The sequence below is a fragment of the Ekhidna sp. genome, from assembly GCF_965228795.1.
GTDB lineage: Bacteria > Bacteroidota > Bacteroidia > Cytophagales > Cyclobacteriaceae > Ekhidna.
This window is the reverse complement of sequence record NZ_OZ245839.1, coordinates 727,817-741,306: the sequence shown is the minus strand read 5'-3', so window position 1 is coordinate 741,306 and position 13,490 is coordinate 727,817. Positions and strand designations below refer to the sequence as shown.

Below are 13,490 nucleotides of genomic sequence, written 5' to 3'. Positions count from 1 at the left end.
CAAATCTATTCTGGAATTTCAGAAAGAATATTAAGGTATTTTTTGGTTGCAAATATTGTGTTTATGAAAAGAACTAAACCATAGAAAAGGAGGTATAACATATATATCTCATTTCCAATAGGAATCAAATTAGATGCAATCACTACCAAGAAATAAATAGTTATGTTACCCGGAAACCCAATTAACTGCCTAGCGATCAAAACTAAATCACCAATATTTTTCGGAAATGAAAGTTTCTTGGTGAGCACCCCTTCTTCTGAAAAATGCACAACATTAAACTTTGAGTATTTATCAATGTAGTCAAAATATTCCTTTGATCTGGCTTTATCTATCGTATTTAACATATCAAAACAAGCTGTAAATCGAGGGAATCCACTACTCCCAATACTTCCAAGTAATCCTAAAATAAACCAGTAGATATCACCTTCTGAGAAAAATAAAGAAGCACCCAAACAAACATAAAATGATGATCCCTGAAAATAGTGAACAACTCTGTCAAAATACTTTCCCGCAACGTTAATTTTACCGGATTTAGAAGGAAAAACATGGCTGTAATATCTTGCTAATTCCCCATCTACATGATCTAAAAAATAGAATCCGAAAATTAATAATGCTGAAATTAAATACTTATGTTCAATTTCAAATAGTAAAATAATAGACCCTGCTATGGATAATATTAAACTGGATAAAGTAACTAAATTGGGTTTTATGGACACTTTTACACATAAATATGTAAAATAAATGCTCCCCTTTCTTATCAAATATCTTGAAATCCAATAAGGTTCGTTAGCATTTTTCTGGGCAATTTTTTTAAACTCACTAATGCTCATACAATCAAATTCTTAATAAATTTCACATCGGCATTTTTAATCCCTATCAACGATATAACAACTAGTATACCAATTGTTATCAAACAAAAAACAGTCAAACTAAGGCCGATATAACTATAAAATAATGATCCTCCAATAATTAAAAACATTATAGCTAAATATGCAATTACTGAAAAAGTAATCTCACGATCCCGTTGATGCGAAATAAATAATAAAAAGCACATAATAACAATTAAGAACTCTGAAATCACGTATGCTTTGGCCAAACCAACAGCCCCTGCTGCATTGATTAAAAGAACTGATCCTGCTATATTGAATAACATGCCAGAACCAGATATCACCGCCATCAATCTTTGATTGCCTCCTGCTCTAAAATAATTGGCCCAGAAAGTTGAAATTGTAAAAAGAGGGAATACCCAAATTAAAACCCTAAGGATTGGGATGCTTGATTTAAGCTCTTCTCCGTAAAATACTAAGATCAAACTATCACTAAAATAGAAGAGTATTAATGTTGAGAGAAAAAGAATGGGAAATATTATTTTGAATACTTTAAAAGCAGATTTACCTATCGAATTCTTGTTTTTTTGCGCCCTAGATAATTTAGGAAAAATTGCCTGCATCAAAGTACTTACACCCATCTGTAAAGCAAATAAGACAAAAAATGCACTGTTATAATATGCGACAACATCACGACTCTTCATATTTTCAAGAAATACAACTCCGATTCTATTGTAAGAGAGTGAAAAGAACATATTTAATGCAACGGGCCATGACTCTCTAATAAAGAATTTCAAAATTGAGTTATCAATTCTTAAGGAGAAACTAAATGCTCTTCTAAATACTTTATATGATATAATTACTGATATAATTCCTCCTAAAATATAACCAAAGGCAAATCCCCATATATCAGAAAATACAATCAACAACAAGATTGCGAGGATACTTATCACAGCTCGTTCCACAATTATCAATCTGGCAGTAATGTGCATTTTTTCAATTCCAATAAATGGGATATGAAAGAATTCAGCTAAGCTTATTAGAATTGCATATACCGAGAAGCAAAAAAGCAAGATTAATTGGTCACCTGAGTATTCAAAAAAAATCCCCGATACCATCAATAAAACTCCCGCCAGGACAACCACTAAAATTTTTAGTGAAATAACCTTGGAAATGAAATCCTCGGCACTAATATTTCCCTGAGCTATCTCTCTCACTCCAACAATTCCCAATCCAAAATTGAATAGAGGAGCCCATAGCCCAACATAAAGCAAAAAGTATGATGCCAGTCCATAGTCATTCAAGGGTACAATTCTTGCAAGTAATGCAATGGTTACAAAATAGGCCACCCTATAAAATATTTGACCTAAAGCAAGCCATGAAAAGTTTTTTAAAAATGTACTACTTGCAAGTTTTCTATACATTAATCCATGTTTGAGAAAAAATTATATATTCTTTCAGAGCTTTTTCCATCATGGAATTTCCAAAACATTTCTTTTACCTCTTCATGATTATATTTTTCAAGATATTCAGCCTCAGTCCTTCCAAGTCTAGATATCTCTTTCATTAACTGCTGACTATTTGTGGCTTTGGGACCAGGAGTTACAGAACTGTAATCAAAGTACAAATCACGATCTTGTGTAGAATATTTCTCTAGGTCAAAAGGGTAGAATATAATTGGCTTATTTGTTAATAAAAAGTCTATGTAAATGGAGGAATAATCAGTGATTAAGCAATGAACTTCATTTAAAAAAGGATAGACATCTAAATTATTTGGCAGTAAATGAATGTGTGAGAACTTTTCAAAAATGGAAGTGTCAATACTAGTTAACGGATGTAGTTTTATGAAATATTTATATTTTTCTTTCACGCAAATTTTGTTCAACTCAGAAAAATCTATCTTTGAATCCGTTAAAAAATCATTCCCTGAATCTCTCCAAGTTGGCATATAGATAATTAGCTTCTCATCACTATTATACTTTGATTGTATGTACTGAGGAAGTGCATCATTTTCTGAAGTAAAAAAGGAATCATTTCGTGGATAACCGCATATTATGCATTTTTCTTTCTCAACTTTAAAAGATCGAGAAAACATTTCCTTGGTCATTTCGGAAGTAGCTAAAAAATAATGCGAGGATTTAAGTCTTAAGATAAATAACGACATAAACCATCTTGGCAAATACTTTGGATTAAACAATTTCGCAGAAGGTCCACTTTTTATATCATAATTTAGTTTTTTTAGAGGAACTCCATGCCATAGGTTGGTTATAATACTACCACCAGATAACCAATAATTTATATCAAATACATAGGAGTTTAAAAATTGATATTTTGCCTTTAAAGACAGTTTGATCCCATTTAACGACCATTGATAATATGCCTCAAAGCCATCTTTCCTGATTTTATTAATATCAATATTTCTCCTAACAAGCCATACTATTCTTATACCCTTATTCTGTTTTCTTATGTACTTAGCCAGATATTTTCCATTACTAAATGAATTGTAATCTCCACCAAAAGACCATATTGAAACATCCCTTTTTGACAAAAAAGAAAATAAATATAGGAGATACAAAATAGGCCTAAATACCTTTAGTCCAGAATTGAAAATGCTTCGAATCTTCTTCATGTTTGTACTAAAAACTGGAATTACCTATCCGAATATCTCTCTGGCCTTTTGCAGATCTTCATTGAAGTCAACCTCTATAAATTTAGCATCTTCGATATCAAAGGTTGAAACTTTTTGATCAAGTTCAATTGCTGCTTGAACAGCTTCCTCCATATAAAGCTGAAGTCCTTTTTTATAGAATAAATATTTAGATTGATGTTTTAAAAACTCAATCATATGACTGGAAAATTTTGCAATTCCTAAAAACTCCCCATCAGCTTGATCATGTTCTATTTCCTTTGAGATTTTAATTAATGAACCATGTTCATTATGCTGAACTTTCATTTCTTCTGATCCACATTTCTTTTTTTCAAATGGAAGTACGATATCTTCTCCTGACCTAATAAGCCTTCGCCAAACTTTTTCCTCTACTAAAGTATCTGCATGTAGAAAAAGAAAGTTATCCTTTAAATGCGGTAAAGCCATATATAACGACCCTAGTACATTACATTGATCCCAAAATGGATTATGGATTGTTGTTATATGCAATTGAGAATACTCCTTGACTTTTTCTTCAATTTTACCAAATTGGAATCCCGTTACAATCAAAATCTCCTTAACTCCCAATTTTGACAGCATTTGAAGATTAAAATCCAAAAGTGTGTTGCCTTTTGATAATTCTAAAAGTGATTTTGGGGTATCTTCTGTCAATTCTCCTAGTCGACTTCCTTTTCCCGCTGCTAAAATTACACCTGTCATAGTGAGTTACTTATAATGTCTTTAATTGTATTTATATCTGAATAACACGGATCCATCTCTACATTACCTGTTACCTCCATTGCAAGATTAGAAACTTCTGATTCCTTAATTCCAAAATCAGATAGGCTTATATCAATCCCAAGACGGACTTTAAACTCAAGTATTTTATTAACAAGGCTATTAGGTTGATAACCTAATAGCCTTGATAGACTCATAAATTTTTCTGTTTTACTAATGATCGGTAACCATCCGTTATATAACATAATCAATCCTTGAGCATGAGATGTATTCGTTCGAGGACCGATTACATATTGGATTCTGTGTGGTAAACAGGTTGAACTGAGAGCCAAGTTGACTCCCATTAAAGAACTTGTTATAGCCATACATTCAATATCTTTTTCAGATCTTGTCGCTACTGCCTCAGGTAAAGAGTTAAAAACATTTCTTATTGCATTTATTGACTGATATTCAACTAGAGGAGTTGAAGCAACAGAAAGAAATGTTTCAATTGCATGAGTCAGGCAATCAAATCCAGACTCAGCCATCAATTGGTCTGGTGCGCTCTTATACAATTGAAAATCTATTAAAACAGTGCTTGGTTGAATCAATTCACCACGCAGACCTCCTTTTTTTTTATTCTTGGTATCCTCTAAGATTGCTCCGTATGAGAGTTCTGCTCCTGTCCCAGCTGTTGTTGGTACTGCAATCAAATTGATCTTATAACCTTCAAGGCTTTTTCTTTTATAAAAAAAGTCTTCCATATGCTGGGACCATGCTACTGATAATGCCTTTCCTGAATCAATAGTAGAACCGCCACCGACCGCAATAATGCAGTCAGGTTTCTTGCATTTGCTCACTATTTCATTAAGCATATTTAGAGGGGCATTGGGCAAAACTTCAGAGTAAACCGACAGATTATGATCCCTTCTTATTTCAGTAAGCACATTTGATTGATTCAGATGAGCAAGAATCGAGGGACTTGTGAGTAGCAATATCTCTCTATGACTATCGTCAATTAAGTCTTTAATTTTATTGACATTTCCAAAGTGGACATTGGGCAAAATCTTATAGCCTTTCATAAATTTCTTACTGTCTCATTTTCGTGTACAACCTGCATCTTCTGAATATCATTATGAGCTTTGTAGATTGGAGTTAAGCTCTCAATTAGCTTTTTGTAGAGAGAAAAATATTCATAATAAATTTTATGATTATCAGTAGATGGATTGATTATCTTCCTTATGCGAACAACCTTCTTAAGGGCTTCTTCAATCGAATTGAATTGATTATTTGAAATTGCCATTAATATGAATGCACCGATTGAGGTACTTTCAAAGTTCTCAACAACATAAACTGGCTTATTACAAACATCAGCTTTAATTTGATTGATCAAGTCAAACCTTGCCAAACCTCCACTAACGGTAATTGAATTAACATCTATAGAACCATCTTCAATGAGCTCCATCAAATGTCTTGTAACATATGCAGTTGATTCAAAAACCGCCCTAGAGAAATCCTTACTTTTATGACTTCTTTGCACACCAAAAAAACAAGCTGATGCGTCCGGCGCTACAACTGGTGCTCGTTCACCTAACAGATAAGGGATAAAGAGAAGTCCATTTGCTCCAACTTTGGAACTCTGTGCATCATTCTCCATCTTAAAATACACTGACTGATTGCCCTTTTTAAAAAAAGCTTGTTTATACCATTCAATTATACCGCCACCCAAATTATTAGACGCACCAATTAAGTATTTATCGAGAAGATCAACTCTTTGATTTAAGAGTACACTTTTGGATGCATTACTAGGTTTGTCATTTAATAAGCGCAATGAAGTTACTGTTCCTGAGACATCACATGCATTATAATTTTCTCCATTACTTGAGCCAATTACAGCACATATAGCGTCATAAGTTGTCAATATAAACTTGCAATCTTGAGATAAATTAAACCTTGACTTAAGCGTATTATCCAATGACAAGGTAGTCCCTATTGGTGTCACTTTTGGAAGAGTGGAAATATCAATTCCTAAATCTTCAATAATTTCGTTACAATAATCACTTCCATTATGAAATGCTTTTGAAGCATTGAGTGGATCCGTGAAAACTTCTCCAGTGAAGTAATAATTCAAATATTCAGCTGCACCAAGCCAGTATTTCACATTCTCGAATGTTTGAGGCTCATTGTTTTTAAACCAAAGAGCTTTGGGTATTAAGGATGCAGTAGCACATGTTAAATTATCTTGCTTTTCATACTTCCTGAATAATGATGTGCTTTTAATTGATTTAACTTCATTTAAAGATCTTTTATCTGATACCATCAAGACCTTAGTGATTGGATTCATCAATTTATCCACCCCAACAATGCATGAAGAACTTGTAGTTACAGATACAAATTTTATCTCTCGCGATAAGTTTGTGTTCTCTGAAATGTCGTTCATTATCTTATCTAAAAGATCGACCCATTCATTTACATCTTGCTCTACTTTAACATCGAATAAAGTAGTGTGAACTGGAAATGACTTGGAATATAACTGATGACCAAGCTCATTGAATAATATACCTCTTATTGACTTAAGGCCTAGATTAATTATTAAGTACATAATTTATAAAGTGAATTTTTTTATGTAATCCGAAAAAAGTGTTGATAAGTCATTACCAAGATATTGATGGTACTTACTTTCATTGAATTCTTTTTCGCTGTGTAAGTATTTTTTCATCGATTCCATATTAGCAACTTTTAGCGCAGTAGAAACATTTATTTTAATGACGCCATAAGAGATTGCTTTTGCTATCATCTTATCAGGCATACCGGTACCTCCATGTAAAACAAAAAACTGATCACCAGAAAGGTCTCTCGCTTTTTTTAATAAATCAATATCTATTGATTTGGTACTTTTATAAAAACCATGGGCGTTTCCAATGGCAAGAGCTAGCATATCATACTTCGTTTTACTAGTAAAGTCCAAAAGCTCAGATTCTGAATAAACGTCTGATTCTTCAGTTCCAAAACCATCTTCAACGCCTCCAATTGAACCCAGTTCAACTTCAAGAAGACAGTCATTATCATTGGCTATTTTAAATATTTCATTTGAATTTTTAATATTCTCTGAGAGTGGCGTATGAGATCCATCAAACATTACAGAAGCAAAGCCTGAATGGATGCATGTCTCAATAATTTCTTTATCAGAACAATGATCAAGATGAAAGAAAAGCAAATCTGATTGATATCGATCAACAATATGTTTCAGTCCAATAATGTTATCGAAGAATTTAATATACTTCTGTGAAATTTGAGCAATAACTGGTGCATCATATTTTCGTGAAACTTCTTCGAGAATCGCCAAATGAGATATATTTTGAATATTAAATGCTAGAAGTGATTTGCCATCACTAAAACATTGGGATATTACACTTTTTAAGTTTGACATAATACTTAATTCAATCGGGATTAATTAGATGTTTTAATGAAAATGGTACTCCAATTCCTCCAAACCACATTAATCAATGCGGTAATTATTCCAAGAAATGTAAAAACTGCAACAATAATTGCTCTTTTTGGCTTACTTTTTTTCTCAGGAATTCTGACTGGCTCCAATACAGTAAAAACCGGAGTTTCTTCTTCAATCTTTATTTTAGCTTGCTCAAGTTGAGTTGCAAGTCCTTTATACACTTCGAAAGAAATATTTAATTCATTTTGGAGTCTTTCGTATTCCGTATTAACAATAGAGTTTGATATATTCCTGTTCCTATCGGCAAATCTTGCTAATTCTTCTTGTTTTGATTCGTATTCTTTTTTTGCCTCTGTAAACCGTTCTTCTATAAAAGATAAATTGGTCGTTAACTTCTCAATCTTATAATCGATAATACTTTGTGTTAATTCATTCACTAATAGATCCGTCACCATCGCAGAGGCTACTGGATCGGGCATTTCAACTGTCACACTTATGGTACCTGTATTGGTGTCGATAAAAACTGTTAAACGATCTTTAAATTTCTCAATTAATTCCCAATCATTTTTTGAAAACCTGACCAAACCGTATTCATTTAACTTAAAATCCTCTGTACCATTGATAACATTCCTTATTTTGCTTGGTAGACCAATGGTGTAATTGGTCATAAGTTCGAATAGTGAAGGTCTATCTATTTCTTTGATATAATTAAAGCTTGATATGGTTGTATCTAGCTTCTCGAAATAAACAGGGGTGTTAATAAGCTTTCTCATAAATGGAGTGCTCTTCACTATTTCTGGAAATAATTCTGGTGATAATTCACCTGAAGCACCTAGACCGGATAGGTCAAAACCTGCTAATCCTGCTAATCCCCCTAATCCTCCTAAATTAGCAGATACTCCATCTTGGTTTTCTGGAATTAATTTACATGAGGCCTTAAACTCAACCTTTGAAATTAAGGCTATCAAAATCCCAAAAAACAGAAAAATTGAGGAAATTTTTAAAATAAAGACCCTATTGGATAGGATTAAACGTATCAGTTGGAAAAAGTCAATTGCATCTTCCTGAACTATTGATTTTTCCTTCTCCATTAGTTCGTCAATCTATCAATGATTAATGCTATCGTTGCTAAAGAAGAAGTTATCCCAAGTACCTCTTGTACGGATAATTTTTGCTTTACTTCTTGCTGCGGAACAAAAATATCTGACCCTGGCTCAATATTAGGATACAACTTAATCCATAAAAAGCTTTTCGTCCTTCTAGCACGCCCATTCGGATAAACCACATATGCTTTTGATTTTTTTGCTTTGTCGCTAAATCCTCCGGATAAGGAAATATAATTCTTGAAGTTGGTAGATTTATCATACTTAACTCTAGTAGGATATAAAACCTCTCCTCTAACACGAACAGTTTGCAACTGCTTGGGCAAGCTAATCACATCACCATCTTGCAAAATGATGTTATGCTTTGAATCAGGGTCACTCAATGCTTTATCCAATTCAATACCAACACCTTCTCTATCCACGTATTCTTCGCCTATCTCATCCAAAGAATCTCGTTTGATTAAGCCCTCTAGCTGCTGTCTCCTGTAAGTATTACCAATGCTTGTTTCGGTAGTCACATCATCATTAATAGATAAATCCCTTATCAATGAAGCTCCTTTGGGATATGCGTAGGTGGTGAGTCCTCCGGCTCTTGCTATTAAATCCGTTATTTTATCTTCTTCTGTTTCCAAAGCATAAACCCCAGGCTTCATCACCTCACCTTCAATCTTCACCGTCTTTTGTGTCCTGAATAGTGCCGTCGCTTTGATGGTTACAACATCAAAGGGCTCCAGAACAAATGTAGAAGCCGAAGTATCCGTTTCTAGATTTTCCGCAATAGAAAAATCAAAAAGAAAAGCGGTTCTGAATTCTTTTGAATCCTTTGAAACTCTTCGAGCGACCTCAACGGAAGAAGTGTTAGCTGAAGATAATAATCCTCCTGAGATAGTAACCAAATCTTCAACCGTCATTCCTTCCACAAAAGGATATTTTCCTCCGTTCTTAACTTCTCCTAGTATAGTTACATTCTTTCGTTCTTCTACATCAAAGATTGAGGCGACTCGTATTAAGTCATCTTCTAAAAGTTCATGATCTTCTTTCCCTTCAAGCACGTTGCTTACATTGAATGTTACATTAGAGAAAGAAAGATCATTATTTAGCCTAATAATATTTCCACGTTCTTTAAAGGCATTCCTACTAACCTCCACTACTTTGAGTATTTCACTTAAGGTAAGATTTTCAGTTAGTTCATAATAGCCCGGATAATGAACGGCTCCTTCTACTTTAATACGACCTGAATAATATGAAGGGATTGGTGCTACATAAATCGAATCTCCTCCTACCAGTGAGGAAGAGTCAAATTCATTTTTAATGACCGTTTTTACAGTTTTTCTCCCATTTCCCAACCTAAATATATTCAGATAATCTTTCTTTCCTTCCGGTGTAAACCCTCCAGATACTTTTAAGAGATCATCGACTGACTCACCATCCATAAACTCATATATTGCAGGTTGCTTTACACTTCCGGCAAACTTTACCCTATTTTGATACGGTCGGACTACAATGATGTCCTCGTCTCTTAACTGAGGATTACCTCCAGATTCTCCAAAGTAGAAGTACTTATATATATCTAATGTTGCAATCTTTTCATTATTCCTAATCACTTCAATATTTCTCATGGATCCATCCTCATTTGGACCTCCTGCTGCATACAGCGCATTAAAGGCAGATGAAAAAGATGATAGTGAATAAGTTCCCGGACGCTTAACATTACCAACGACATTTACCTTTATCGTACGAATATTTCCAATGGAGAACTGTAAATAAGTATTTGGATTTCTTCCTTTAAGACCTGAATAAATAGTTGACAGTCTATTAAAGGTTCGATTTTTTGCTTCTTCTACACTTAGTCCTGATAGGCTAATTGGTCCCACCCCGCTAACTAAAATATTACCATCGGGAGAGATCACTTGTTGATAGGTGATTTCTGATGCACCATATACATCAATAATCACCTCGTCTCCGGGACCTAACACATAATTCTTAGGTGTAGCAGCATTAGGTGAGGGTTCAAATGTGAATGAAGATTCAAAAATTTCTGACCCGAAAATTTTCAACCCTTTTTTCTTGAGTGAATCAGTTTCGATTAAGTCATCGAAAAAACCAACCTTTTCTTGATTAGAATAATCGTCTCGTAAGCGAGAGTCACTACCTGTAAGTCCAGCATCACCACCTCCGGCTGATTGAAGTTTTGCTATTCGACTCCTTAGTTTTGAAATCTGCATAGAGGACATTCCTCTTTGTTGAGCAAGCAACTCAAGCTGCTGCATGGTCAATCCTGAACTCTCCGCTCGATCAACAAATGCTTGTACTTGTTTGTCTGACAGATCATCGACATTCACAGAGCTTAAGTCATTGATGTCTTGTGCATTACTTATGGATGCAACGACTATTGCTAATAACAAAAATATCCTTTTAATAAAGGTTTGCATAGTGGCTTTTCTAATGAAACGGCAAAACTATAAAGGATGGATTTAATATGTTGTCTTTATTCTGGGATAAATCTGATTTTTACTTTTGGCGCAAAAAAAAACTTTACTTATTAAATAAAATTTTCAAAGCGTTCAAGTATAACCCACCCCTATCCCAGAAGCGTCTGACCGCCCCCAAGGAGGGGACTGATCCTACTGAGGAAGGATAAAAGTTTTTTAATATTTTGATTTATCCATCATTTCATCCTCTATCCCGCTCTGAAGAGGGGATCTTTAATATGGTAATACAATAAAATTCGGATTCAATAAATTGGGTTTATTGTATTCCAATGGAGTGACTTCATCTTCCTGAACAACACTACCACCTGCCTCAGATACTATAGCGTGTGCAGCAGCGGTATCCCATTCCATTGTAGGGCCAAAACGTGGATAAACATCAGCATCTCCTGATGCTACCAATAGAAATTTCAAAGAACTACCTTTCGAGACGACTTCTGGATCTTTTAAAGAGTTAACAAACTCCTGTGTCTGATCGCTCATATGTGATCGCGATGCTACTACCTTGAGTCCTATATCGGTTAATGAACGGTTTGAGACTTTGAGATTATCAACGCTACCATTCATTTCTTTAAAAGCTCCTTTGTCTTTCAGTCCCCAATAAAGCTCACCAAGAACTGGTGGGTAAACCACTCCCATTATTGGGATTCCTTTATTTATCAAGGCTATATTGACAGTGAATTCGCCATTTCTTTTAATAAACTCTTTAGTCCCATCTAGTGGATCTACCATCCAAAAATATTCCCATTTCGATCGTTCTTCGTATGGAATATTCCTGCCCTCTTCACTCAATATTGGAATATTTGTTTCTTTCAAAAAGGAAACGATTTTGTTGTGAGCTGCCTTGTCAGCTCTGGTTAAGGGCGAATCATCTGCTTTGGATTCCACATTGAAATCACCTGACTCATAAATCTTCAGTATTTCAGCTCCGGCTGCAATCGAAGCTTTTTTTGCTGTTTCTATTAAGCTTTCTAAATCAATCATATGATCATGCCTGCAGCCACAGTTTCATTGGTTCCTTCATCAACTAAAATGATACTGCCTGTATTTCTGTTCTTTCTATATGAATCAACTAGCAAAGGACGTGTAGTTCTTAATTGCGCACGGCAAATATCATTAGCCGTGATATTTTTATCTTCTTCATTTCGATGAAGTGTATTAATATCCATTTTATATCTAATCTCTTTAATCATCGCCTTCGCATCTGCTGTAGTATGTCGGATGGCATATTTTGCCCGAGGCTGTGGTCCTTTTATGTTTAGCCAACATAGCATCACATCAATATCTTGCTTAGGTTCGGGTTGATTGTTAGTTCTTACAATCATATCACCACGACTAATGTCAATATCATCATCCAAAGTCATTGTAACTGACATTGGCGCAAATGCTTCTTCTACAGAGCCATCATAGGTATCAATTGTTTTGATCTTAGAAGTAAACCCTGATGGGAGAACAATTACCTCATCACCCGGCTTAAAAACTCCTCCAGCAATTCTTCCAGCATATCCTCGATAGTCATGATATTCATCCGTTTGTGGACGTATGACTGTTTGAACTGGGAAGCGACAATCAATATGGTTATGATCACTACCAATATGAATGTTTTCTAAAGTATAGAGAAGCGTAGATCCCTCATACCAATCCATTTTCTCACTCCGGTTGACAACATTGTCACCCTTCAATGCGCTAATAGGAATAAATTGAACGTCTTGCACATCCAGTTTTGAAGCAAAGTTTTCAAAGTCCTCCTTTATCTTGTTGAATTGATCTTCATTGTAGTCAACCAAATCCATTTTATTTACACAAACAATTACATGTGGAATTTGAAGAAGTGAAGCAATGATTGAATGGCGGCAGGTTTGCTCAACCACTCCATTTCTAGCATCAATCAATATTAAAGCAACATTGGCTGTTGAAGCACCAGTCACCATGTTTCTTGTATACTGAATATGTCCTGGTGTATCAGCGATGATGAATTTTCTTCTTGGAGTTGCAAAATACCTGTAAGCCACATCTATAGTGATTCCTTGCTCTCTTTCATCTTTCAGCCCATCAGTTAGCAATGCTAAATCCACTTCAGTCGCTCCCCTTCGTTCACTGGTTTGCTTCACCTGATCAAGCTGATCCTCAAATATTGATTTTGAATCAAATAATAATCGACCAATTAATGTGCTTTTTCCATCGTCTACGCTACCAGCAGTAGTGAAGCGTAATAGTTCCATATCTAGGTAGCTATTGGCCTTTGGCTGTTGGCTA

General features: G+C 34.7%; 11 protein-coding genes. All 11 read right to left on the bottom strand.

Annotated elements, in window-relative coordinates; translation table 11 throughout:
- Positions 1 to 5: 5 nt before the first annotated feature.
- Positions 6 to 830 carry a CDP-alcohol phosphatidyltransferase family protein gene (locus ACQK2H_RS03340; protein WP_425390055.1) on the bottom strand — a complete coding sequence of 275 codons (825 nt, stop codon included), beginning with the start codon at positions 828 to 830 and terminating at the stop codon, positions 6 to 8.
- The gene (locus ACQK2H_RS03335; protein ID WP_425390054.1) at positions 827 to 2,251 is read right to left on the bottom strand and encodes a flippase; all 1,425 of its coding nucleotides are present in this window, start codon (positions 2,249 to 2,251) and stop codon (positions 827 to 829) included. The genes ACQK2H_RS03340 and ACQK2H_RS03335 overlap by 4 nt, the downstream gene beginning before the upstream one ends.
- The gene (locus ACQK2H_RS03330) at positions 2,251 to 3,456 is read right to left on the bottom strand and encodes a CDP-glycerol glycerophosphotransferase family protein (RefSeq protein ID WP_425390053.1); all 1,206 of its coding nucleotides are present in this window, start codon (positions 3,454 to 3,456) and stop codon (positions 2,251 to 2,253) included. The genes ACQK2H_RS03335 and ACQK2H_RS03330 overlap by 1 nt, the downstream gene beginning before the upstream one ends.
- Before the next feature lie 24 nt (positions 3,457 to 3,480).
- Positions 3,481 to 4,194, bottom strand: a complete 714-nt coding sequence (locus ACQK2H_RS03325) for an NTP transferase domain-containing protein (protein ID WP_425390052.1) — start codon at positions 4,192 to 4,194, stop codon at positions 3,481 to 3,483.
- A complete protein-coding gene (locus tag ACQK2H_RS03320; RefSeq protein WP_425390051.1) occupies positions 4,191 to 5,273 on the bottom strand; it encodes an iron-containing alcohol dehydrogenase family protein in 1,083 nt (360 codons plus the stop codon). Before ACQK2H_RS03320 ends, ACQK2H_RS03325 begins: the two co-directional genes overlap by 4 nt.
- Positions 5,270 to 6,793, bottom strand: coding sequence for a xylulokinase (locus tag ACQK2H_RS03315; protein WP_425390050.1), 1,524 nt, complete (start codon positions 6,791 to 6,793; stop codon positions 5,270 to 5,272). The genes ACQK2H_RS03320 and ACQK2H_RS03315 overlap by 4 nt, the downstream gene beginning before the upstream one ends.
- Positions 6,794 to 6,796: 3 nt before the next feature.
- The gene (locus tag ACQK2H_RS03310; RefSeq protein WP_425390049.1) at positions 6,797 to 7,621 is read right to left on the bottom strand and encodes a class II fructose-bisphosphate aldolase; all 825 of its coding nucleotides are present in this window, start codon (positions 7,619 to 7,621) and stop codon (positions 6,797 to 6,799) included.
- Between the two features lie 20 nt (positions 7,622 to 7,641).
- Positions 7,642 to 8,733, bottom strand: a complete 1,092-nt coding sequence (locus ACQK2H_RS03305) for a Wzz/FepE/Etk N-terminal domain-containing protein (RefSeq protein ID WP_425390048.1) — start codon at positions 8,731 to 8,733, stop codon at positions 7,642 to 7,644.
- Positions 8,733 to 11,177 (bottom strand): SLBB domain-containing protein, encoded by a 2,445-nt coding sequence (locus ACQK2H_RS03300; RefSeq protein ID WP_425390047.1) that lies wholly within the window; start codon positions 11,175 to 11,177, stop codon positions 8,733 to 8,735. Before ACQK2H_RS03300 ends, ACQK2H_RS03305 begins: the two co-directional genes overlap by 1 nt.
- Positions 11,178 to 11,450: 273 nt before the next feature.
- On the bottom strand, positions 11,451 to 12,218 hold the full coding sequence (gene cysQ / locus ACQK2H_RS03295) for a 3'(2'),5'-bisphosphate nucleotidase CysQ (protein WP_425390046.1): 768 nt from the start codon (positions 12,216 to 12,218) through the stop codon (positions 11,451 to 11,453).
- Positions 12,215 to 13,456, bottom strand: coding sequence for a sulfate adenylyltransferase subunit CysN (cysN, locus tag ACQK2H_RS03290; RefSeq protein ID WP_425393122.1), 1,242 nt, complete (start codon positions 13,454 to 13,456; stop codon positions 12,215 to 12,217). The genes cysQ and cysN overlap by 4 nt, the downstream gene beginning before the upstream one ends.
- Positions 13,457 to 13,490: the final 34 nt, after the last annotated feature.

Bases quoted from the DNA above. Each gene is read 5' to 3' on its own strand.
- ACQK2H_RS03340 (WP_425390055.1), bottom strand. From the start codon at position 830: ATGAGCATTAGTGAGTTTAAAAAAATTGCCCAGAAAAATGCTAACGAA.
- ACQK2H_RS03335 (WP_425390054.1), bottom strand. From the start codon at position 2,251: ATGTATAGAAAACTTGCAAGTAGTACATTTTTAAAAAACTTTTCATGG.
- ACQK2H_RS03330 (WP_425390053.1), bottom strand. From the start codon at position 3,456: ATGAAGAAGATTCGAAGCATTTTCAATTCTGGACTAAAGGTATTTAGG.
- ACQK2H_RS03325 (WP_425390052.1), bottom strand. From the start codon at position 4,194: ATGACAGGTGTAATTTTAGCAGCGGGAAAAGGAAGTCGACTAGGAGAA.
- ACQK2H_RS03320 (WP_425390051.1), bottom strand. From the start codon at position 5,273: ATGAAAGGCTATAAGATTTTGCCCAATGTCCACTTTGGAAATGTCAAT.
- ACQK2H_RS03315 (WP_425390050.1), bottom strand. From the start codon at position 6,793: ATGTACTTAATAATTAATCTAGGCCTTAAGTCAATAAGAGGTATATTA.
- ACQK2H_RS03310 (WP_425390049.1), bottom strand. From the start codon at position 7,621: ATGTCAAACTTAAAAAGTGTAATATCCCAATGTTTTAGTGATGGCAAA.
- ACQK2H_RS03305 (WP_425390048.1), bottom strand. From the start codon at position 8,733: ATGGAGAAGGAAAAATCAATAGTTCAGGAAGATGCAATTGACTTTTTC.
- ACQK2H_RS03300 (WP_425390047.1), bottom strand. From the start codon at position 11,177: ATGCAAACCTTTATTAAAAGGATATTTTTGTTATTAGCAATAGTCGTT.
- cysQ (WP_425390046.1), bottom strand. From the start codon at position 12,218: ATGATTGATTTAGAAAGCTTAATAGAAACAGCAAAAAAAGCTTCGATT.
- cysN (WP_425393122.1), bottom strand. From the start codon at position 13,456: ATGGAACTATTACGCTTCACTACTGCTGGTAGCGTAGACGATGGAAAA.